The sequence below is a fragment of the Sphingomonas sp. genome (genome assembly GCF_048595155.1).
Lineage (GTDB): Bacteria > Pseudomonadota > Alphaproteobacteria > Sphingomonadales > Sphingomonadaceae > Sphingomonas_I.
In genome coordinates, this window is record NZ_JBMDXN010000118.1 from 17,718 (window position 1) to 40,323 (window position 22,606).

The 22,606-nt window shown below is 64.5% G+C and carries 18 protein-coding genes and 1 tRNA gene; 8 read left to right on the forward strand and 11 right to left on the reverse strand.

Features of this window, described 5'->3' with window-relative positions:
- Positions 1–51 precede the first annotated feature (51 nt).
- Positions 52–2,754: a TonB-dependent receptor domain-containing protein gene (locus tag ACOJSI_RS19055; protein WP_420139899.1), complete on the reverse strand. Its 2,703-nt coding sequence runs from the start codon at positions 2,752–2,754 to the stop codon at positions 52–54.
- 675 nt (positions 2,755–3,429) lie between these two features.
- Between ACOJSI_RS19055 and ACOJSI_RS19060 the strand changes: the two genes are divergently transcribed.
- Entirely contained in the window at positions 3,430–5,250 is a 1,821-nt protein-coding gene (locus ACOJSI_RS19060; protein WP_420139900.1) for a diguanylate cyclase, read from the forward strand.
- Positions 5,251–5,394: 144 nt separating this feature from the next.
- Entirely contained in the window at positions 5,395–5,556 is a 162-nt protein-coding gene (locus ACOJSI_RS19065; protein ID WP_420139901.1) for a hypothetical protein, read from the forward strand.
- Between the two features lie 120 nt (positions 5,557–5,676).
- Here the strand turns inward: ACOJSI_RS19065 and ACOJSI_RS19070 are convergent, their stop codons facing one another.
- The 4 genes from ACOJSI_RS19070 to ACOJSI_RS19085 all read right to left on the reverse strand — a co-directional run bounded on the left by ACOJSI_RS19070 (position 5,677) and on the right by ACOJSI_RS19085 (position 7,463).
- A complete protein-coding gene (locus ACOJSI_RS19070; protein WP_420139902.1) occupies positions 5,677–6,111 on the reverse strand; it encodes an NUDIX hydrolase in 435 nt (144 codons plus the stop codon).
- A gap of 74 nt (positions 6,112–6,185) precedes the next feature.
- Entirely contained in the window at positions 6,186–6,653 is a 468-nt protein-coding gene (locus ACOJSI_RS19075) for a tyrosine-type recombinase/integrase (protein ID WP_420139903.1), read from the reverse strand.
- Between the two features lie 174 nt (positions 6,654–6,827).
- A complete protein-coding gene (locus ACOJSI_RS19080; protein WP_420139904.1) occupies positions 6,828–7,253 on the reverse strand; it encodes an Arm DNA-binding domain-containing protein in 426 nt (141 codons plus the stop codon).
- A 134-nt stretch (positions 7,254–7,387) separates the two neighbouring features.
- Positions 7,388–7,463: transfer RNA gene (locus ACOJSI_RS19085), tRNA-Thr, on the reverse strand.
- A gap of 189 nt (positions 7,464–7,652) precedes the next feature.
- Between ACOJSI_RS19085 and ACOJSI_RS19090 the strand changes: the two genes are divergently transcribed.
- Positions 7,653–12,302, forward strand: coding sequence for an NAD-glutamate dehydrogenase (locus ACOJSI_RS19090; RefSeq protein WP_420139905.1), 4,650 nt, complete (start codon positions 7,653–7,655; stop codon positions 12,300–12,302).
- Between the two features lie 15 nt (positions 12,303–12,317).
- On the opposite strand, the gene ACOJSI_RS19095 is transcribed toward ACOJSI_RS19090, so the two are convergent.
- Both ACOJSI_RS19095 and rpe read right to left on the reverse strand, forming a co-directional pair.
- Positions 12,318–14,024, reverse strand: a complete 1,707-nt coding sequence (locus tag ACOJSI_RS19095) for a heparinase II/III family protein (protein ID WP_420139906.1) — start codon at positions 14,022–14,024, stop codon at positions 12,318–12,320.
- Positions 14,021–14,689 (reverse strand): ribulose-phosphate 3-epimerase, encoded by a 669-nt coding sequence (gene rpe / locus ACOJSI_RS19100; RefSeq protein ID WP_420139907.1) that lies wholly within the window; start codon positions 14,687–14,689, stop codon positions 14,021–14,023. Before rpe ends, ACOJSI_RS19095 begins: the two co-directional genes overlap by 4 nt.
- Before the next feature lie 174 nt (positions 14,690–14,863).
- Between rpe and ACOJSI_RS19105 the strand changes: the two genes are divergently transcribed.
- The 3 genes from ACOJSI_RS19105 (at position 14,864) to ACOJSI_RS19115 (ending at position 16,754) form a co-directional block, all read left to right on the forward strand.
- Positions 14,864–15,139, forward strand: coding sequence for a DUF4242 domain-containing protein (locus ACOJSI_RS19105; protein ID WP_420139908.1), 276 nt, complete (start codon positions 14,864–14,866; stop codon positions 15,137–15,139).
- Complete coding sequence (locus ACOJSI_RS19110; protein WP_420139909.1) at positions 15,139–16,221, forward strand: GlxA family transcriptional regulator; 1,083 nt, start codon at positions 15,139–15,141, stop codon at positions 16,219–16,221. The genes ACOJSI_RS19105 and ACOJSI_RS19110 overlap by 1 nt, the downstream gene beginning before the upstream one ends.
- A gap of 215 nt (positions 16,222–16,436) precedes the next feature.
- A complete protein-coding gene (locus ACOJSI_RS19115; protein WP_420139910.1) occupies positions 16,437–16,754 on the forward strand; it encodes a UrcA family protein in 318 nt (105 codons plus the stop codon).
- Between the two features lie 39 nt (positions 16,755–16,793).
- Here ACOJSI_RS19115 and ACOJSI_RS19120 read toward each other — a convergent pair whose 3' ends face one another.
- The gene (locus ACOJSI_RS19120) at positions 16,794–18,068 is read right to left on the reverse strand and encodes an RsmB/NOP family class I SAM-dependent RNA methyltransferase (protein WP_420139911.1); all 1,275 of its coding nucleotides are present in this window, start codon (positions 18,066–18,068) and stop codon (positions 16,794–16,796) included.
- A 38-nt stretch (positions 18,069–18,106) separates the two neighbouring features.
- Between ACOJSI_RS19120 and ACOJSI_RS19125 the strand changes: the two genes are divergently transcribed.
- Both ACOJSI_RS19125 and ACOJSI_RS19130 read left to right on the forward strand, forming a co-directional pair.
- The gene (locus tag ACOJSI_RS19125; RefSeq protein WP_420139912.1) at positions 18,107–18,274 is read left to right on the forward strand and encodes a DUF1674 domain-containing protein; all 168 of its coding nucleotides are present in this window, start codon (positions 18,107–18,109) and stop codon (positions 18,272–18,274) included.
- Positions 18,275–18,312: 38 nt separating this feature from the next.
- Complete coding sequence (locus tag ACOJSI_RS19130) at positions 18,313–20,154, forward strand: AsmA family protein (RefSeq protein WP_420139913.1); 1,842 nt, start codon at positions 18,313–18,315, stop codon at positions 20,152–20,154.
- Here the strand turns inward: ACOJSI_RS19130 and ACOJSI_RS19135 are convergent.
- From ACOJSI_RS19135 to ACOJSI_RS19145, 3 genes are read right to left on the reverse strand one after another with little or no spacing between them, the layout of a single operon-like run.
- Positions 20,151–21,128: an NAD(P)H-dependent glycerol-3-phosphate dehydrogenase gene (locus ACOJSI_RS19135; RefSeq protein ID WP_420139914.1), complete on the reverse strand. Its 978-nt coding sequence runs from the start codon at positions 21,126–21,128 to the stop codon at positions 20,151–20,153. The two genes, ACOJSI_RS19130 and ACOJSI_RS19135, sit on opposite strands and share 4 nt — an antisense overlap.
- Positions 21,125–22,159 carry a tRNA (adenosine(37)-N6)-threonylcarbamoyltransferase complex transferase subunit TsaD gene (gene tsaD / locus ACOJSI_RS19140; RefSeq protein WP_420139915.1) on the reverse strand — a complete coding sequence of 345 codons (1,035 nt, stop codon included), beginning with the start codon at positions 22,157–22,159 and terminating at the stop codon, positions 21,125–21,127. The genes ACOJSI_RS19135 and tsaD overlap by 4 nt, the downstream gene beginning before the upstream one ends.
- Before the next feature lie 31 nt (positions 22,160–22,190).
- On the reverse strand, positions 22,191–22,529 hold the full coding sequence (locus tag ACOJSI_RS19145; protein ID WP_420139916.1) for a DMT family protein: 339 nt from the start codon (positions 22,527–22,529) through the stop codon (positions 22,191–22,193).
- Positions 22,530–22,606: the final 77 nt, after the last annotated feature.

Consider the following 22,606-nt stretch of genomic DNA (forward strand, 5'->3'; position numbering starts at 1 on the left):
GGACTTCCTCCAGCAAGAGAAACTGGCGGCCTGTGGCCGCCAGCGTCGCAATCAGAATTTCACGCGAGCTCCCACCGAGATGAAGCGCCCAATGACATCGTAATAGGGCGAATAGAGCGAGCTGACCGGCGGCTTCTTGTCGAACAGATTACTGACATTCACGTAGAGTTCGAGCGCTCCCATCTTATCCGTCGGGATACGGGTATGCGCCTCCATGTCGAAATAGGTGTAAGCCTTGATGTGGTTATTGGTCAGGTTAACCGTGCTGTTGTAGCTGCCCGACGAGATATAGCGGGCGCGCAATAGGCCGCCTGCGTGCGCGCCCTCATAACCCACGCTGCCGTTGACGCGCCATTTGGGAACGCCAAGGCCGAACGAATATCCCTGAGAGCGGACGTAATCGATGGTGCTGACACCGTCATCAACGGCCAGATTGTTGACCCATGTCCCGGCAAGATGGAAGCGCATGACGCCCGGTGCGTCGGCGACGATCCGATCGAGCGGCACCCGGTAGGAAAGCTCGGCGTCAATCCCATCTGTCTTGTATCGTGATAGATTGACATAGCCAGAGCGCGTCTGGGTGATCGTGCCACTGCTGTCGCGACTGATCTGAGAGCAAAGGGCGGTATTACCGTTGAAGCATCGCGTAACGAGATCCTGCGCCGCTATCGACGTGATGATATCCTTGATCTTGATATTGTAATAGTCGAGCGACAGATCGAGGCCGGGCGCGAATTTGGGCGCGTAGGTAAAGCCACTCGTCCAGGTATCGGCTGTCTCCGGCTTTAGATTACGGTTTCCGCCACCGATATTCTGGACGTAGACGCTCTGATTGGTGGCCGGATCCGTGAGATTGTTATAGCCGATGGAGGACTGGGTGTAGAGCTCGGTCAGATTGGCTGCCCGGATATCGCGCGAGCGTGTCGCGCGGAGCCGGAATCCGGTGAAGACTTCATCCGTCAGCCCGAGCTTCCACGACCAGATCGAGCCGGACGTGCTATAGTCTGAGACGCGCGCTGCGGCATTCAACTCGAGGTTGCGCAGCAGTGGCACGTCCTTGGCCAGCGGCACCAGCAACTCGCCGAAGCCTTCCTTCACCGTGAAGCCGCCGTGCAGAGGCGAGAAACTGAAGGAGGTGAAGGCGCCGGCGGCATCGAGTGCCCCGACCGAGGTATTGATCTTTTCCCGCCGGATTTCGCCGCCGATCGCGAAGGAAACAGGACCCGCCCAGGTGCTGAACGGCTCGCCACGAAGGCTGACGCCACCGATATTGAGCGTCTGGCGCGAATGGGATTCCGGCGTGCCGGTGACATAGTCGATCGCAGCTTGCGACGGCGCGCCCTCACCGAACAGGTTGATCGGCACGCAGCCGGCGGCCCGGCTACGACACACAGCCTGGCCGGTCGTCGGATCGATGATAGAATCCACAGCATTTGCGTAATTCTGAGTCAGCAGGAAGCCGGGCGTCTTGATGTCGGTGTCATAGGCGCCGTAGCTATAATAAGCGCTCCAGCGGAACTCCTTGCTGCCGACCCCGAACCGCCCATCCGCTGCCAGCGTGCCTTGGGTTACAACGCGCTGGAAATCGATGTGCGAGTAGGAAAGATCGCTGTTGAAGCGCCCCATCGTGAAGCTGCGCTCATTGGCAGACAGCATCGACTGCCGAACGCTTGATGGCAGAAAGGCGTTGTCCACGCTGATGTTCAGGTTGCCGCGATTATGATCTCCGAACCAGATGTAGTTGTTCCACATCCGCGAGTGCCGGAGCTCACCGGTCAACTTGAAGGCATCGGAGAAGTCATAGCTGACGCGGCCGAGCGCCGAATAGCGCCGCTGCGGGGTGACGAGCGGGCTAAGATCGTCATTCGAGGGCGCCTCGTCACCAATTGCATTGGTCCCGATCGTCTTGGTCACATCAAAAGCGTGGAGTGTGCCGTCCGAGCCGAAGACCTTCCCCTTGTTAATGCCGGACATGATCAGACCACCGCGCGCTGCATTGGCGAAGCCGACGTTAGGCACGAGCGAGAACGTGCCGTCACCATTGGATATTGTTGCCCAGCGACCAATGCGCGAACGGCTGGCCTTGGGAATAACGCCGTCGCTGTCATAATATTCGCCGCCGACCAAGATATGTCCGCGGCCATCGGCGAAGCCCGCGCCGACCTTCCCCTGGAAGCGGGTCGAGGCATTATCGCCAAAGGAGGATATCCCCTTCTCGGCCCCTAGCTCCAATCCATTATATTTGTCGTCGAGAACGATATTGACGACGCCGGCGACTGCGCCGGACCCCCAGGCCGCCGATGCGCCGCCGGTCACGACGTCAACCGTTCGCATCAACACCGTCGGAATGGTGTTAAGATCATTGTCGCTGACAAGACGACGTCCGTCGAGAAGGACCAGCGTGTGGGTGATGCCAAGTCCGCGCAGGTCAACCGGGGCCTGACCAGCGCCGGTGTTGGTGCCGGTGGTCTGCGCGGAGGTCGTGGCCCGGAATTGCGGCAGATCATTCAGCGCGGCCGCAACATTGGCGCGCGCACCGATCGCCAGCTGTTCAGCCGTCACATGCACGGTAGGCGTCGGTGCCTGGAAACCGGCACGATCGATACGCGAGCCGGTAACAACAACAACATCGTCTTCCGGTACCGAGGCGGCATCGCTCCCAGAGGCTAGAACCGACTGAGCTGAGACTATGCCGCTGCCGGCAATCGCCGCCATGACCGCGCACACACGCAACACGCTACCGAATCTCGTCATTCCCTTAACCCCCGGTTGGTAGCCGAACAGAGGATGCCCGGCCCTCTTGAAGGAAGACGAGCGGCTGTCACAAAACCGACAAAAATTTTTCGGAACCGGTGTCCGCGAATTGCTACGTCGGCCAGGCCCGGCCCTTCTCATCAAGGCCGATGATCTTGCGCAGTGGCCGTCGCTGCCCTGACTGCGTTTCTCGCGCGCAGACCTGAAGCACCCCCGTTTGATGACGGCAGCGGCGCTCTCGCATTTTTGAGACACCCAGCTTGCGCGCTAGTGGCTCACGCGCAGTATATTCGGGGACCAGAGCGCGGCCGGAGCACCGGCGGCTGCGAGAGGTCGATCCCGCCTGCACAAAAAGCCAGCGACGACCGCGCAACCGTCGAGATCAAGCCTAGGTGGCCGTTGAGTGGCAGGATCCAAGGGTACGAGTAGGAGAGCGACCTTACTCTTCTGGTGCCGCAAGCTCGGGTGGGTCGCAGCCTAATTGATCAATGACAATCAAGAGCGTTCTAGGAAAGTTCTGCGATCGATTTAATGGCGGGTCTAAAATCCCTCTGGTGCGTTCATGCGCCCAAATATCAGTGATCGACGCCGCCCCACTCACGCGACAGGTAGTGACGATTGCGTAGAGACGCTGCAGTTTCGATCATTGTCGCTGGGGGACCTTTGATAAATAATGTGGGCCTTACCCCAGACAAGCGGCCTGTATTCTCGAATATAAAGGCAAAACGGGTCTCAGACATCGCGCTGACCGCAATATTGTGGTTCGCATGTGCCACGCTGACAATGCAGCTCACGCGCTTCGGCGGCGGGATCTCGATCGTGTGGCTTGCCGGCCCGTTTCTGTTCGCCACACTTGCCAGTGTCCCAAAACGTTACTGGTTAGCGCTGACGCTCGGTTGCCTTCCGCCAGCGATCGGTGCGAGCGCCATCTTCGGTATAGGCGGGTTCGCATCCATTCCGATCGGGATGATCTCCCTGGCGGAAGCCTATGCGGCAGCATGGCTTTCGCGGCGCTTCTCTCCCCGGTACGTTAAATTCGCCTCGGTCGCCGATGTGGGCTGGTTCCTGCTTGCGGCGGGCCTCTTGGTGCCTGCGGCCAGCGCCACTCTGGCGGCGCCGTTCGCGCAACTGGCGGCAGGCGCGCCTTATTGGGCTGCGTGGCGCGATTGGTTTACGGGTCATAGTCTCGGCCTAATCGCCTTCGGCCCGCCGCTTGTCTTCGCGCAACGCGGCGAGCTCCAGCGGCGGCTATTCGCACGAGGACGACGTCGAGCACTGGAGATAGGCCTCATGCTTGCGGCGGTAGCTGTCGCATCGCTCGCCGCTTTCCTGCAAAGTGCTATTCCGCTGGTCATGTTGCCGATCGTCCCGATGCTTGCCTGCGCCTTCAGGCTTGGGCGGGCGGGCGCCGTAAGCTCGATCCTCATCTTTGTAGTGATTGCGATGTCATGTTCGCTGCTGGGGCTTGGGCCTACCGTCCTCCTGAACGGCAACATGACCTTCAAATTCCAGGTCCTTCAGATCTACATTGCGATGACGGTTGTCACTCTTCTGCCCGTAGCGGCTGAGCTGAGCATGCGTCACCGCCTCACCGAGCGTCTACGCGCGGCCGAAGAACTGCATCGCCTGATATTGGAACGCTCAGGAGACGTCGTGTTGCGCTGCGATCGCACCGGTCGGGCCTGCTACGTCTCACCAATGGTAACGAGCGAATGGGGCTACGCGCCTGAGGAGATTATCGGGAAAGTGATATTAGACTTCATGCGGGCGGAAGATCGCGCCGCTCACAAGATGGCGCGAGAACGTGCGCTTGATAATCCGGACCAGACGGCCATCGTCGAATACCGAATTCAGCCCCGCAAAGGGGGCATTATCTGGGTAGAAAGTCATATTCGCGCAGTGCTGGATAGAGACGGTTATGTCGCTGGAACAATAAGCATAATTCGGGAAATTACCCAGCGCCGCATGTTGGTTGAAGAGCTCGCCTATCGCGCGAGCATCGATCCGCTTACCGGATTGCTGAACCGCCGCGCCTATCAAGAGGCACTTGCTTTGCGCTTGCAAGAGGCAGCGCACACCCACGAAGAGGGGTGTCTGGCTCTTTTTGACCTCGACCACTTCAAAAGTATCAACGATCGCTACGGGCACGCCGCGGGAGATCAGGTCCTTCAACACTTTGCGAAGATCGTGCGAAGCGCAGTTCGGGAGGGGGATATTACGGCGCGCCTGGGAGGCGAAGAGTTTGTGGTTGTGCTGAACGATGCGTCGGTCGACGACGCACGAAAAATCTGCGAGCGCATCCGGCTAGAATTTGGCAGGCAGGAGCACCGGATCTCTTCCGATGTGAAGATGCAAGCTACTGTCAGCGTGGGCATCGCCCCTTTGAAGCACGGAGTGAACCCGAGTGTATTTCACGCAGCCGCTGACGAGGCGTTGTACCGCGCGAAAGCTGCTGGTCGGGACCGCTTATGTCTCTCCAGCGATTGTAGCTGTTAATCCAGCGCACGTAGCGCGCCTGCAGCGTCAGGCTTGATCCCACAGGCTGCGTCACGCCGAGCGAGTGTGCCTTCTCGATATGCAAGCCCAAGCGGGACCGAAACCAGCCTTCGGCAGTTTCGAATACATCTCGAAGGGATCGATATGACTGAACAGTCCGAAGATGCGAGCGCGACCTCTGACAAGCACAGTGACACGCCGCAAGGGGATGCTGATGAACATAGGTTCGGTGATCAATCTGAACAAAGCGAGAGGCAGGTCATTGCAGAAGACCAGACGGCCGAGCAGCTAGGGAACTTCGCTTAACCCTCTCAGGCCCTGTCATACTCCAGCCGAGGAGCCGCGTTGAGCATGGCCGATCATAGTTAGCGTCGACCCAAGAACGTCACGGCAAGCGCAGCCCACGTCAAAACCCGTTGATAGCGCTCACGACGGGAACCTCGGCATCGAAGGTAAGCGCAAGGGTTCAAGCAACCGGGAAAGCGGCAAAACACGCTCGCGAGTCAGCAGAGCGAGCGGCATCGCCAGCGCTTCAGCGTGGCTGACCCATAAGGCTTCCTCTATCTCCGCCCGGGTGTCGGGGATATGCTCAACGCGTATGTGATAGATGTCGGCTTCAACGATGAAGTGAGGCTCGTTCGCCGCCGGGGCCGAATACCGGCCAAGATACCGAGGTTCTTCACTTGAGTATGAGAGCCCTATCTCTTCTTCCAACTCTCGTCGAAGTGCCGACAGTGCATCCTCCCCGTCCTCGATCTTACCACCTGCCTGCATGAACCACTGCGTGCCGGTCTTCCGGACAAGCAATAGCCGTCCAGCTGCATCATCGATGAGAGCTGCCGCGATCCGGATCGTAGGCATTGAGGCGGCTCCACCGAGGGAATGATAGCATGCCCGCAGGCTGCTCGGCCAACATCCAAATACATCGCCCGCGGCTATTTACGACTGATGCGGCTAGGGAACCTGCCCTTCAGAACTTTGCCACCTGCGCGCAGTTGATCGAGATGGTCCGACCACCACTGCGCCATTCGAACGCGCTCCGCCCAATGCGTGCCACGATGATAAGCTGCGCGGACCCGGTCCTTTTCGCCATGCGCCAAGGCGCGTTCGATCGCGTCAGGATGCCAAAGACCAGATTCGTTCAGCAAGGTGCTGGCCGTCGCCCGAAAGCCGTGGCTCGTCATCTCGTCATTACCATACCCCATCCGCGGGAGCGCCACGTTGAGCGTGCCATCAGACATTGCGCAGTGCGCGGAGCAGATCGACGGGAACAGGAAATCGCCCGCCTTGCGTAGGGTCCGGAGCTCATTGAGGAGGTAGAGCGCCTGGCGTGACAATGGCACCGTATGGGGTTGCTTCATCTTCATACCCTCCGCAGGGATCCGCCAGACCTTTTCGGCCAAATCAATCTAGGTCCATCTCGCCTGTCGGAGCTCGCCTGGCCGGAGGGAGACATGCGCGATCAATTGGAGCGCCACCCGCGTCTCCAGACGGCCATCATAGCCATCGATCGCGCAGGAGCTCACCTACCTTGCTCGGCGCGATGAGAGCCGCATGATGTTTGACGCGCGGCGAAATCAAGGCGCCGCCCTGTCGAGCAGTTCGAGGAACCAGCGTGCTTTCTTGAGCGTGGCGGGCGAGCGGCCCTCGAGCTCCATCTTCTGGATATATTCCTCAGCGACGAGCTGAAACGTCGTTTGCGCCGCGATCGCCGCCTTCAGCTTGCGCTGCCGCTTCTCCTCGACCGGATCGCCGCCGTCCTCGATCTCGCAATAGGCGAGATCGCGCTTCTTGCGCGCCTGAGCCAGGGAGACTTCTGGAAAGCTGCCGAGCGACAGTTTCCGCTCGGTTCCGTGCGCCTTGTACCGATACCGCCACAATAGCGCGCCGGATGGCTGCACGGGCAGGAAGAGGCCGTCAGCATCCGGAACCTTGTAGGGCTTGGCGGCAGGCTTCAGCCCCTGAATTTTTATTGCCGTAAGAATGATGGGCCACGACTCCACAGCATCTCGTGGTCCACCGTTTTGTGGCCCATTTTGGGTGGGCCACAGCGGAACAAAGTGGGAAACTTTGGAACCGACGCAACGCTATTTTAACGCAGTTTTCTGCGGATTTCTAGAGCGTGTTCACTTATGTATGGTGCCGCCTACAGGACTCGAACCTGTGACCCCCGCATTACGAATGCGATGCTCTACCAACTGAGCTAAGGCGGCGTCTGGATGCGGGCCGTTACCAGCGCTTGTCGGGCCTGACAAGGGACCGCAGCACGCAATCCTCGTCAATGCGCGCCTACGGCGAATGGGACGGCGCGGGTTGTCCCGACTGTAACACAAGCGCATAGGGCTTGGCTTAACCGAACAGCAGCGCACGATTGCGCCAAGCAGATCGTGCCGGAGAGCAGGATGACGAACAGCGATTTGGCCACTCCCACCCTTGGGGAGGAGGCCGCTGCCGCTATTTCCGCGGCCCTCGTCGAAGGCGCCTTGCCCGGCGAAACCGATAATTTCGACACGTCCACCCATACCGAAGCCACCGCCTTCATGACGCGGCTTGCCGCCCAGCGCATGCCGGGCCAGCCGTCCATCGGGCTGGAGTCCGGCAGCAGCGATAGTGTGCAGCGGCGGATGCGGCTGGGCATCGTCAATGACGATATGCCCTTCCTCGTCGATTCGGTTGCGGCAACGCTGGGCGCACGCGGGATCGACGTGCATCGCCTGCTCCATCCGGTCCTGTCGGTACGTCGCGACGGCGACGGCACCCTGCGCGCCATCCTGCCAGCCGGCAGCAGCGGCGAACGACGCGAATCGATGATCTACATGGAAGTGGATCGGGTCGACGCCAAGATACGGCGCACACTGGAAGGCGATCTGGCCGCCATGCTCGGCGACGTGCGCGCGGCGGTGGAGGATTGGCCGCGCCTGCAGCTCGCCTTGCGCGATTGCGCTCAGACGCTGCCGGATGGCGAGGGTGCGGCGCTGTTGCGCTGGTTCCTGGAACGCCATTTCACCTTGCTCGGCGCGCATACCGAGCGGCGAGACGGCACGGCCGAGGCCGGTCTTGGCATCCTGCGCACCAAGAGCGAGCCTTTATGGTCCGATGCGGCACGGGAGGCCGCCTTCAACTGGTTCGAACAGGGCGGCGAAGCGCCGCTGGTGGTCAAAAGCGATCGGCTTGCCACGGTCCATCGCCGGGCAGCCATGGATCTTCTGATTGTCCCCATCCGCAGCGGCAGTTCGGTTGATGCGCTGGCGATCGTTGCCGGCTTGTGGACGAGCGCGGCGTTGCGGGCGGCCTCCGACAAGGTGCCCGTCTTGCGCACGCGGCTGGCGCAGATCGAGGATAAATATGGGTTCAGCCCCTCCTCGCACGCCGGCAAGGCCCTGCATCACGCCTTGTCCGATCTGCCGCACGACATCATCATCACCTTCGCGCCGGCTGTGCTGGAACAGGTCGCCCTCACTGCGATGAGCCTTGCCGACCGGCCCCGCCCGAAGCTGGTCCTGGCCCCCGGGCCGTTGCTGCGACATCTTTTCGCCTTCGTCTGGCTCCCACGCGAGGCGTTGAGCACGACCCAGCGCGAAGCGATCCAGACGATGCTGGAACAGGCCGCCGATGCACCGGTGACCAGCTGGGCCTTAGATTTGGGCGAAGGGGACCTTGCGCTCATCCGTTACACGCTCGATTTGCCGTATGGCGCAACCGTGCCCGATGCCGAGCTGCTCGACCGGCAGCTTGAAAATATGTTGCGCGGCTGGGCACCGGGCATCGAACTGAAGCTGGGCGAGACGGTGGCGCCGACCCGCGCCGCGCGGCTCGTGCTCGACTGGGCCGACGCCTTCCCGTCCGATTATCGCATGCGCTCGACGCCGGATGAGGCGGCTGCAGATATCCAGCGGCTCGCCGATCTGAACGACACCAGCGCGCGGGCGATCCGCCTCTATCGCGGTTCGGGGGATAGCGGGGCCCGGCTGCGGCTGAAAACCTATCGCTTGGGCGAGCTCATCCCGCTGTCCGAAGCCGTACCGGTTTTCGAACATTTCGGCTTCCGCGTGCTTGAGGAAATGCCGACCCCGCTGCGGAGCAGCACCGCCGCATATATCGACGAGTTCCTGCTGGAGACAGACAGCGCCGAGGCCGCAGAGGCGCTGCTCGCGCGCGCCGATGTCGCCGAGTCCGCCATCGCCGCCGTGCTGGCAGGGCAGGCCGAGAATGACGCCTTCAACGCGCTTATCGTCGGCGTCGGCCTCGATCCGCGCGAAGTGGTGCTGACGCGCGCTTGGTTCCGCTATCTGCGCCAGATCGGCCTGCCTTATGGGCTGCAGACGGTCGCAGATGCGCTGGATCATGCGCCCGACGTCGCCCGCGCGCTGATCGCTTTGTTCGACGCCCGTCATGATCCGGATGGCAATGGCGAGGAGGGCGCCGCGGCGGATCGGCTGGAGGCCGCTCTGGCCCAGGTCGCCTCGATCGAAGACGATCGCATCCTGCGCCGGCTGGCCGGCGTGGTGCGGGCGATCCTGCGCACCAACGCGTTTGCCCCGGCGGCGCAGGAGGCCCTGGCCTTCAAGATGGATTCGGCGCTGGTGCCGAACCTGCCCAAACCCCTGCCCTGGCGCGAAATCTGGGTCTATTCACCCCGGGTGGAGGGTATCCACCTGCGCGGCGGTCCGATCGCGCGCGGCGGCCTGCGCTGGTCCGATCGGCGCGATGATTTCCGCACCGAAATTCTCGGCCTGATGAAAGCACAGGTCGTCAAGAATGCCGTGATCGTACCGACCGGCGCAAAGGGCGGCTTCTATCCCAAGCAATTGCCGCCGGCCGCCAATCGCGATGCCTGGCTTGCGGAAGGGACCGAAAGCTACCGCATCTTCATCCGCTCCCTGCTCTCGATCACGGATAACCTGGTCGAGGGTGCCGTCGTGCATCCCGATCGTGTGCGCATTCGCGACGGCGAAGATCCCTATTTCGTGGTCGCCGCCGACAAGGGCACCGCGACCTTCTCCGATATCGCGAATGCCATTTCCGAAGATCATGGCTTCTGGCTTGGCGACGCATTCGCTTCGGGCGGCAGCCACGGTTATGACCATAAGGCGATGGCGATCACCGCACGCGGCGCGTGGGTCTCGGTGCAGCGCCACTTCCTGGAACGCGGCGTCGATGTGCAGACGGATCCAACCACCGTGGTCGGCTGCGGCGACATGTCGGGCGACGTGTTCGGCAACGGCATGCTGCTGTCGAAGGCGCTCAAGCTGGTGGCGGCGTTTGACCACCGCCACATCTTCCTGGATCCGGATCCGGATCCTGCGCGCAGCTGGGAAGAACGCAGCCGCATGTTCGCGCTGCCGCGTTCGTCCTGGGCGGATTACGATCCGTCCCTGATCTCGCCTGGCGGCGGCATCTATCCGCGCACGCAGAAGATGATTCCGCTGTCGTCGCAGGTAAAGGCCGTGCTGGGCATCGACGCTGACGTGCTCGATCCGTCCAGCCTGATTGCCGCAATCCTGCGCGCGCCGGCGGACCTGCTCTGGTTCGGCGGGATCGGCACCTATGTGAAGGCGTCCGATCAATCCAATGCCGACGTGGGCGATCCGTCCAACGATGCCCATCGCATCAACGGTATGGAGGTTCGCGCCAAGGTCATCGGCGAAGGCGCCAATTTGGGCGTCACACAGGCCGGACGGATCGAGTTCGCCGCCAATGGCGGGCGGATCAACACCGATTTCATCGACAATTCGGCCGGCGTCGACTGCTCGGACAATGAGGTGAACATCAAGATCGCGCTGAACCGGGAGATGAATGAGGGGCGCCTGCCCTTCGAAGAGCGCAACGCCTTCCTCGCGGACATGACCGAAGACGTGGCGCACATCGTCCTGGAGGATAATCGCCTGCAGACGCTGGGGCTCAGCCTGGCCGAATATGGCGGCGCAGGCGCCTTGCCGGCGCAGTTGCGCGTCGTGGAGATCCTGGAATCCGGCGGCCGCATCGATCGTAGCGTCGACGGGCTTGAGAGCAACGCTACCCTGCTACGGCGCGCCCAGGAAGGCCATGGTCTCACGCGACCGGAGCTGGCCGTAATCCTCAGTCACGGCAAGCTGGCCTTGCAGGCAGCGATCGAAGCGAGCGACGTTGCCGCCGATCCGCTCTTGCGTCCGCTGCTCCACGCCGCCTTCCCGCCGGCGATGCAGGCGCGCTTCGCCCAGGCGATCGACGACCATCGCCTCCGGCCGCAGATCATCGCCACCAAGATGTCGAACCGCATCGTCAACCGGCTCGGCTTGGTCGCGCCGTTCGAGCTGGCCGAAGAGGAAGGGGTGACGCTGGCGGAGGTGGCGGCCGCCTATTTCGCCATCGACGCGATCCTCGGCCTGGAGCCGATGTTCGAAGCGATCGAGCGGTCGGCAATGCCGGAGACGACGCGCATCGCTTTGCTGGTGGCGGCCGGATCGGCGGCACGCCTGCATGTGGCCGACGCGATCCGCGCGGCCAATGGCGACATCGCCCCCGGCGCCTTTGCCGAACGTCTCACTCCCGGCGTGGCCCGGCTGGAGTCGCAGCTCGACAGCCTGCTCAAGCAGGAAGCACGCGCGGGCGCGGCGGCGCTACGGGCGCGGTTGGGTGCCGACGGCGCTGCGGATGATATCGTCGCGCAGATTGTGCGGCTGTACGAACTGGATGGCGCGATCGGCACCGCCAGCCTGGCGGCACGCATTTCCGCCGACGAACTGGTCGTGACTGAAGCCTACGTCCGTTTAGGCGAGGCGCTCGGGCTGGATTGGGCCAAGCAGGCGGCCCTCCGGTTCGTATCGTCCGATCCCTGGGAACGGCTGCTTGCGGCTGGCCTTGCCCGCGATTTCGAGCAGCTGCGGCTCGATTTCCTTGCCCGCGCGGGCGACGCCGATCCGCAGCAGGTGGTCGATAGCTGGCTGCAGGCGCAAGCCCCGCGGGTCGAACAGTTCCGCACCTTGGTGGATCGCGCCCGTCTGGCGCCCACGCCGAGTGCAGCGATGATTGCACATGTCGCCGCCCAGGCGCGCGGCCTGCTGGGGCGGTGATTCTTAACGCGGCGGCTAGCTGACCCGGCGGAACGACCAGGGGATGGTCGTTCCGCCCTCGGCTGCGTCCAGCGCCACCACCAGCGCCTTCGACGCGCGCGGCCGCCCCGCGCCGTCTACCCAAAGGCTATCCTCCAATGACAGGGATCCGGCACGCGTCCGGAATTGCCATCCTGCCCCGGAGCTTGGACGCAGCAGCGCCCCCTGCCCGTCGGTCGTCAGTACCGTTTCGATGCCGGGCGCGAGATGAAACCATAAGCTGAGCGGCGTCGGCGCCGCTTTCTTCCGCCCGCTCGGCAACAGGCGATCCTCGCCTTCCAGAGCGCGTCCGTCAGCGGTGAGGCTGAGGCGGCGGACATGGCTGAAGCCGAAGCGTTTGACATAGCCGTCATGCGATGCCTCGATCCGGCTCGCTTCGGCGCCGTCGTTGCGCGACATCTCCACCTGGGTGACGCCGCGCCCCATCGTGCCGTCGGGGTGAAGCGCCGTCGAATTGGTTTCCGCGAGTACCAGCGTGGAATGCGCCGCCGTCGTGCGCAAGCCTTTGACCAGATCGGCCGGCAGGCCCGGGCCGCCCCCGCAATTGACCACGAGCCGCTGCGCGCCATCCGACATCTCGAACGCCAGCGTCGATGCACAGGCACCGCGGGAGAGTGCTGCCGCCGGTGGCGGCGCCGCATCCATGATGACGCGCGTCTTGCCGCAGACCAGCCGCTGATAGCCCCAGTCCCGCGCATCGTCGCGCGTCCCGCCCCGCACGCTGATCGCCGCCAGCGCCGCGGCCACACGCGCAGCGCTTGCCGGACCGCCGCCCTGCCAGCTCGACAAGGCGCCATCGCCCAGCGTCGCGCTGGCGAGGACGGGCACCGCATTGGCCAAGGCGAGCGCAACCGCGCCGGAGGGCGGCCGCGCCCGCACTTCATAAACGCCGCGCAGCTGCGCCAGCAGCTCGACCAAGGCCAGTTGCTCCACCGGCGCGCGCGAGATGAGGCCGCCGTCGACATGTACCGCCAGCGCCAGCGCACGCGTGATGCCGGCTTCGCCGTGGGCGGCGCGCAGATCGCCGCCCGGAAACAGCAGGCCTGCCGCGATCACGCCGGCCCAGGCCATCACCCGGGGCAGGCCCTGCGGCGCTGTATCGGCCGCGCCATCGAGATGGCGGGCACCCCGGGCCAGCGCGTTCAACACCGCCTTGCGATAGTCGGCATCCTGCGTGTCGAGCAGGATCGGCGCGTAGGCCGTCCAGAACAGGATACGGCGACCCCACAGATCGGGCCGCCAGGCGGGCTCACTGACCGTACGGGCGTGGACGGCAAGCCACTGGCGCATCAGCCCGTCGGCGATCGGCGTGGCTGTGCGCCGATCGGTTGCCGCCGCCAGGTCACGCAACCAGGCGAAGCTCTGCCAATATTCCGCGAAAGCCGGCGAAAAGCCGCCACGGTCGAGCGCATCAAACGCAATGCTCTCGCCGGCGACGACCATTCGCTGTTCCAGCAGCGCCCGTCCTGCCGCCACGTTGCCAGGAATGGGATCGGCCGGCACGTCCAGCAATTGCAACGGATAGCGACCGCGCAGGCGAAGCTTGTGGACCGGCGTCCGCCAGGACAGCCGCTTCAAGCCATGGCCAAGCTTCTCGGTCAGCGATGTCCCCGGACGCTCGCCGGCCCGAAGCTGGCGTTTGTCCGATCGCTCGCCATCGCCCGAACCGGGCTCGTCGGTCATCCGCGCGCCTCGCGCAGGGCGGCGACGTTCGCCGCATAATGGTCCGGCCCGCCTTTGAAGGTCGATGTTCCGGCCACCAGGATGTTGGCCCCTGCCGAAACCGCCCGCGCAATGTTCTGCGGTCCGATGCCGCCATCCACTTCAAGCCCGATGTCACGGCCGGTGGCATCGATCCGCGCCCGCAAGGCTGCGATCTTGCGCAGTTGGTTTTCGATGAAGCTCTGGCCGCCGAAACCGGGATTGACGCTCATCACCATGATCACGTCGAGATCGTCGATGACATAATCGACCGCCTCGACCGGAGTCGCCGGGTTGAGCGCCAGCCCCGCTTTCTTGCCGAGCCCCTTCACCGCCTGGATCGTGCGGTGAAGATGCGGGCCCGCCTCGGCATGGACAGTCATCAGGTCGGCACCCGCTTCGGCGAACGCCTCCAGATAGCGATCGACCGGAGAGATCATGAGGTGCACGTCCAGCGTCTTGGCCGTGTGCGGGCGGATCGCCCTCACCGTCTGCGGCCCGAGCGTGATGTTGGGCACGAAATGCCCGTCCATCACATCGACATGGATCCAGTCCACCCCGGCCGCATCCACCGCCCGCACCTCTTCGCCGAGCCGCGCGAAATCGGCGGACAGGATCGATGCGGAGATCAGGATCGGACGCGTCATGGCGAAGCTTTAGGATGCGGACTCTGGCCGGGCAATGGCCGTGATCGCGCACCGGTCGCGATCGGATTATGGCCGCTCCGGACGCAGTCACCCCGCTTCAATGTCCGGATCGCCACCTTTTCGCTGATGCGGCCGCCGTTCATTACGGCTGCGCATTCAACCAGGGGCGAAACCATGAAGAACTATCTTATCGAACGCCACATTCCGGGCGTTCACATGCTCTCGGCGGAGCAGCTTCGGGAGGCGGCGGCGACATCCAATGCCGCACTGGATCGGCTGGGTCCCCACATCCAGTGGGTGAGTTCGTTCGTCACCCCGGATCGCACCTTCTGCCACTATCGGGCGAGCGGCGAGGACATCATCCGCGACCATGCACGTATGAGCGGATTTCCAGCCACCACGATCACCGAAATTGCTGATACGATCAGCCCCGCGACGGCAACCGGCTGATGATCATGCGCAAGATCGGGCAGAGCGAGCAGCAACCTCCGCAAATGGACGTCACCGTCGTCATGTTCGACGACGGCCTGTCCTCGACCGCGGTCATGCCGTCGGAGATCTTCCATACGGCGGGCACCTTGTGGAACATGCTCCATGATCTGCCGGTCAAGCCCGCTTTCCGCGTCCGTACGGCGTCGGTCGACGGCAGGCCGGTGCGCAGCCCCTACGGCATTCTGCTCCAGCCGGAGGCGAGCATCGACGACATCGGCCGAACCGATGTGATCATTGTGCCTACTTCGGGCCTGGATCTTGACCTGGGGCTCGTCGCGAACAGTGCGATGATCCCATGGCTGCGGCGCCATCACGCGGCTGGCGCCTACGTGGTCGGCGTGTGCATGGGCGCGGCCTACCTCGCCGCGGCGGGCCTGCTCGACGGACGCATGGCCACCACACATTGGGCGGTGTGCGACGACATGGCCAAACGCTTTCCGACCGTACGCTGGCACCCCGAACTGTTCCTGACCGAGGATCAGCGCGTGCTGTGCAGTGGCGGGGTCGGCAGCGCGATCGACATCAGCCTCTACCTGGTCGAGAAATTCTGCGGGCATGAGATCGCGCTGCAGACCGCGAAGGCGCTGCTGCTGCCGATGCCGCGGCTGCATCAATCGGGTTATGCGATGCTGCCCGTGTCGCAGGTGCACGACGACAAACGGATCCGCGAGGTCGAAGCTTTCCTGCAGGAGAATTTCCGCTGCGAAATCTCCACCCAGTCGCTGGCCGAACAGGTCTGCCTTGGCGAGCGTACCTTCGTGCGCCGCTTCAAGGCCGCGACCGGGCGCCTGCCCGCAGCCTATCTTCAGGCGCTACGGATCGAGGCAGCAAAGGCGATGCTCGAGCAGGATGGACAAGCGATCCAGTCGGTCAGCGCCGCGGTTGGCTATAACGACGTCGCCTTCTTCCGCTGCCTGTTCAAGCGCGCGACCGGCATGACGCCCGCGCAATATCGCGCGACCTTCGCTCCGATCCGCGTACTCGGCCACGCGCCGCCGGAAACCGGGGAGACGATGCGCAGCGATTTCCTCGACGCCTGACGCGCCACTTCCAAGGATGAATTCGACGCATGCGATGGATCGCTGAACCACGGCGCGCGCCTATCCCACGGCCGCATCGCTGGCTGCCCTGGAGCCTGTGCGACCTGGGCTGACCGCCTGCCAGACACCTCTTCCCCACGACGCACGCGCGGTTCGGTCCCGGTCGAGCCCTTGGAAACGTGCGCCCGCCTCACACCTGAAAAAGGAAACCGACCATGATCCGCAAGCTCGCCACCACCACCCTCGTCGTCGCGCTGACCGCCCTTATCGGTAGTCCCGCGGTAGCGCAGGAGATACGCCGCGTCGTGCGCTACCACGATCTCGACCTCACCCAGATCGCCGGCGTGCGTATGTTGCGCCACCGGGTCGTCCGCACGGTCGCGCGTGTGTGCGAGGAGGCGATTCCGCATGTTTCGCTGCTCGACACGCATTATCGGCAATGCCGCCGGGACCTGACGCGCCACGCCGAACCGCAGATCGCCCAGGCGATCGAGGCGGCGCGGGCTGCTCCAACGTGCTTGGCCGCCCGCTAAACCGAACATGGCGTGTTCGGCCGAAAACCGCGCACGCCGTTACTTGCGACGGAAACGCGCCACGAAGAAGCCGTCGGCGCCCCCCTTGTCGGCCAACACTCCCGGCAGGACCCGCACCTGACCCACACCATCGGGCGCGATGCCGGCGGGAAGCTCGTCGGCGGAGACCGGGTCGGCGACGAAGCCGCCATGGCTTTCCAGGAACGCCGCCGCATTGCGCTCCCCTTCTTCGGGCTCGAGCGAGCATACCGAATAGACCAGCACCCCGCTCGGCTTCACCAAGCTCGCCGCACGGGCAAGCATCGCGCGCTGCTGCTCGGCGAGGCCCGCAATCGCGCGTGGCCGCGCGCGATAGAGAACGTCGGGATGACGGCGAAAAATGCCCGTCGCCGAACAGGGCGCGTCGAGCAGCACTGCGTCATAAGGATCGTCGGCGAAGGTCAGCGCGTCGCCCGTCACCAATGTCGCTTCGAGCTTCGTCCGCTTCAGATTGTCACGTACGCGCTTCAGGCGCGGTTCGGCCATGTCGACCGCAGTCACGGTCCATCCCGCCGCGGCCAGCTGCATCGTCTTGCCGCCCGGCGCGGCGCACAGGTCGAGCGCGCGCCCCTTCCCTTGCCCGATCAGGCGGGCGGGCAGCGACGCCGAAATGTCCTGCACCCACCAACCGCCTTCCGCGAAACCCGGCAGTTCGGTCACGCGCGCGCCCGCGGGCAAACGCACATGTCCCGGTGCCAGACTCTCCCCGCCGAGCGTGTCCACCCATATACTTCCGGCGTCGCGCAGGGTCAGGTCGAGGGGGGGCGGTGCGGCGATCGCGCTCTCCGCCGCCGCCAGCATCGCGTCGCCCCACGCGCCGTGCCAGCGCAGCGCCACCCCGTCGGGCAGCGTCGGCTGATCGGGCAGCCGCACGCCCTTGCGCATCAGCGCGCCGAACACGCCATGGACCAGCCGGCGTGGCCCGCCGTCCACCAGTGGCAGCACGGTCGAGATCGCCGCGTGGGGCGGCGTGCCCAACTGCAGCGCCTGCGCCAGCGCAATCCGCAACACGAACCGCGCCTTGGCATCGGTGGGCAGCGGCTTGGCGGTGGCACTGTCGATCAGGGCGTCCAGGTCGGTGAGCCGCCGCAGCACCTCCGCCGCCAGCGCATGGGCAAGCGCGCGATCGTCGGCGCGGTCCAGACCGCGCGTGGCATTGTCCAGCGCGCTTTCCAGCGGCAGCCCGCGGCGCAGCACCGCCTCCAGCAGCCGCAAGGCGGCCGCACGCGCTGCCACGCCGGCGGGTTGAGGATCGCTGCTTGTGTGTTCGGTCATCCATGCCCACATGGAGCGGAACAGCGCGAGCCGCAACGATGACCGAACCTTCCCGCCGCCCCCCGCACGTCAAACCGCCCGAGCATCTGTCGCCAAGTCCCCCGGTTCCCGAGCCGGAAGAGGTGGTGCAGGAACCCGATCCTGATGGTATTTCGCCCGTTCGCTACGGCGATTGGGAAAAGAACGGCATCGCGATTGATTTCTGAGGCGGAACGAACCTGAGGTTCCGTGCGTCTCGGCAATAATGCGCGCCGCGGCCTTTTTTCAGCGTCATCGACGCGCATCTTTCGCGATCCTCGGCGTGATTGTCACGTTGCTGGTGATCGCGCTTCTGCTTCTCACCTTTGGCTGGGCTTATCTGCGAAAGCCGATGGAATCGGCCTTGTCGCGACGTCTGGGGCGACCTGTGACGATCGGCGCGGTGAAGCGGGTCGATCATGGCTTCGCAACCGCGGTGCTGCGCGTCTCCGATATCAGGGTGGCGCAACCCGCCTGGGTCGGCGGTGGGTCTATGGTTGCCGTGCGATCGGCACAGATACGGCTGCCTATCCTGCCCTTGCTGTTCGGTCAGGCGCGTCCCCAAGCGATCGATATTGACGGCCTGCGGATCGCTCTTGTTCGGCGCGACGCCACTTATGCCAATTGGAAGGGTTTTGCGCCCGGCGGTGGTGGCGGCGGCAGCGGCGCGACGCCGTACATCACCGTTAGCAACGGGTTGCTCACCCTGGATGATCGCAAGCGAGATCACCGCTTTTCCGCCGGCTTCCGTATCGACGACAAGGGGCTGCGTCTCGCCGGCACGGGCAGCCTCGCCGGTGCGCCATCGACCATCGCTCTGGCCGGAGCGCCCATCACCGGCAATGGGCGCTGGCCGTTTCGGTTCGACTATCGCTCACGGATCGCCAACGGCACCTTGGTCGGACAGATGGATCGGCCACTCAGCCTCGCGCATTTCGATGCGCACGCCACCGCATGGGGCGACAATCTTGAGCATCTCGATCTGCTGATCGAGGCCGGATTGCCAGGAACGCAGCCGGCGCGGCTGACGGCCGATCTACGTCACGACCGCAGCGACTGGACGATCCGCAAGCTCGATCTGAAGGTGGGCCGCTCAACGTTCGTGGGCGACGTCGCCGTCGCCAAGCGGGATGGACGAACGCGCCTGGATGCGACGGTCACCTCCACCGGGCTCGACTTCGATGATCTTGCGTCCGATGAAGGGCTTGCCCGTGCCGCGGCCAAGCGCAAGGCATTCGGACCGCGCATCTTTCCCGATACCGCGATCCACCTTGACCATATGCAGAAGACGGACGGCACCATCCGGTTCGATGTCCAGCGCCTGCTCTTCAAGCAGCCGTCCACCTTCCGCGCCGCGCGGGGCACACTGACGCTGGATCATGGCGTGCTCACCGCCGAGCCGATCGTCGTCACCCTCCAGCGGGGACGGATGACTGGTCATATTCGGGTGCGCCACCAAAGCGGAACACCTTTGCTGTCGATGGATCTGCGCGTGCGGGACGGGCGGCTGGAAGCCATGCTCGGCGATCTTGCTTCCGGCGGTTTGACAGCGCGTATCCACATGCAGGGCTATGGCCGGACGGTGCGTGCGGCGATTGGCCGGGGCAATGGCAGCATCGCCGTCGTTGGCCGCGACGGCGCACTCAACCGGCGTGCGGCCTTGCTCTTGGGCTCTGATGTCGGCCGGGCGCTGTTTGAGGACAAATCGGACAAGGCAGGATTGCGGTGCCTGATCGCGCGGTTGGACGTGCGCAACGGCTTGGCGACCGTAGCGCCGCTGTTGCTGGACACCAATGTCTCGCGCACCGAAGGCAAGGGATCGATAAATCTGGCGAGCGAGCGGCTCAACCTCCGCCTCGCCGGCGAGCCAAAGCTGGACCGCGCCGTCCGCTTAGACATACCGATCGTCGTCGCGGGCACGCTGTCAGACCCGAAAGTTGTGCCACAGAATGTGCCGAAGACGATCGGCACCGCGCTCAAGCTGATCGGCAATGCCATTGCCGGCAAACATGCCGATCCGGCGCCGGACGCGAATTGCGATGCTCTGGCGGCCCGCGCCTTGCGCTAGACGGCTTCGTCCTTGAGCGGGCGCGCCAGCAGCGCCTCGACAGCGGTGCGCACGTCGACCCGGCCGGCCAGCAGCGCCGCCACCGCCTCGCAGATCGGCATTTCCGCTCCCACCTTGCCAGCGGCTTCCACCAGAACCGGGGCGGTGAAGGCGCCTTCCGCGATCGTCCGGCGGTCGGACATCAGGCTGGCGGCATCGCCGCCCTTGCCGAGGCCGAGGCCCAGCGAGAAATTACGCGACTGTTCGGACGAGCAGGTCAGCACCAGATCGCCGAGTCCGGACATCCCGGCGAGCGTTTCGGGCCGCGCGCCCCGCGCCAGCCCGAAGCGGGTCATCTCGGCAAAGCCGCGCGCGATCAGCGCTGCGCGGGCATTTTTCCCGAGCCCCGCGCCCTCCACCACGCCGCAGGCGATCGCGAGCACATTCTTGACCGCGCCGCCGATCTCGGCACCGATGACGTCGCTGGAGCGGTAAGGACGAAAGCCAGGCCGCGCGATCCTGTCTGAAAGCCGCGTCGCCACAGCCTCTTGCGCGCAGGCCAAGGTCACCGCCGTCGGCAGGCCCCGCGCAACCTCCGCGGCGAATGTGGGGCCAGACAGAACCGCGATCGGCGCATCGGCGCAGGTTTCTGCCGCCGCTTCGGACATCAGCGCCATCGTCTCTGCCTCGATCCCCTTGGAACAGAGGACCAAGGGCCGTCGACCGACCGGGGCCGCCGCCAGGATCCGCCGCATATGCTGCGCCGGGGTGACGACCAGCAACGCCTCGCAATCGGCGACATCGGCTAGGTCGTGCGTCGCCCGGATGACCGGCGACAAGATGATATCGGGCAGGAAGATCGGGTTCAGATGATCGCGATTGATCGCATCGACGACATCCTGTTCGTGTGCCCAAAGCAGAACGTCGCCGCCCGCGGCGGCAACCTGCGCCAGCGCCGTTCCCCAGGCGCCGCCCCCGATCACGCCGATCTTCATGCCTTCACCCCCGCCCCGCGCGCCTTTTCCGCCGTCGGATCCAACGGCCAGCGCGCACGCGCCGGCATGTCGAGCGGATCGCTCAGGCCGACGGCGAACCGCTCCGCCCCCGCCCACGCGATCATCGCGGCATTGTCGGTGCAGAGCCACAGGGGTGGTGCCACGAAACGCAAATCATGCTGCGCCGCCAATCCCTGCAGCGCGGCGCGGATCGCGCCGTTGGCCGCCACCCCGCCGGCCACCACCAGCGCGTTCATGCCCGGCGCCCGCCCGATCGCGCGGCGGGTACGATCGGTCAGGCAATCGATCACCGCCTGCTGGAAGGATGCGGCAATGTCTTCCGCCGAATGGACACCGGCATCACGCGCGCGCAGCACCGCGCTCTTCAGCCCGGCGAACGAAAAATGCGGCTCAGCCGATCCCAGCAGCGGGCGTGGCAGTGGCACGGCCCCTGGATCGCCGATCCGTGCCGCCGCTTCGATGGCCGGGCCGCCGGGAAAGCCCAGACCAAGCAACTTTGCTGATTTGTCGAAAGCCTCGCCGGCGGCGTCATCGATCGTTGTCGCCAGGCGCCGATAGTCACCGGCGCCGCGCACCTCCAGCAGCTGGCAATGGCCCCCGGAGACCAGCAGCAGCAGATAGGGGAAGGCAAGCTCGGGATCGGCCAGCCGCGGTGACAGGGCATGGCCTTCCAGATGGTTGATCCCGATGAGCGGCTTGCCCGCCGCCATCGCCAGCGCCTTGCCGGTGACAAGACCGACCATGACGCCGCCGATCAGGCCGGGTCCGGCCGTGGCGGCGATTGCGTCGATCTGATCCAGCGTCACCCCGGCCTCCTGCAGGGCTGCCTGCGTGAGCGGCGTCAGCACCTCGACATGGGCGCGCGCGGCGATTTCTGGCACGACACCGCCATAAGGACGATGCTCTGTCTCCTGCCCCGCCAGCTTGTGCGACAGCACCTGCCGATCAGAGGTCACCACGGCCGCCGCCGTTTCGTCGCAGGAAGATTCTAGCCCAAGGATCAGTGCCATCCTGCTCCTGTGGGCGTGGGATCGGCTCGTTTCAAGCTTTGCCGACGAACAGGAAGGCTACGCCTGCCATGATGCACACGAACGCCGCCGCGTGGCGCCAGTGCAGGGGTTCACCCAGCACCAAAACCATGAAGATCCCGAAGATGATAAGCGTGATCGCTTCCTGGGCGATCTTCAGCTGGCCGCCCGTCCAGCCGCTTGCGTAGCCCAGGCGATTGGCAGGGACGGCCAGGCAATATTCGAAGAAAGCGATGCCCCAGCTGATCAGCACCACCATCCACAGCTGTTTGTGCGCCCCGCCCTTCAGGTGCCAATACCAGGCGGTCGTCATGAAGATGTTGGAGATGGTGAGAAGGAGGATCGTGGGCATCGGCAGTGCATCCTGGTTGACGGTAACGCCGCTGAACCTCCGGCGCAGGCGAAGCGTTCAACTCCAAAACAGGAGCT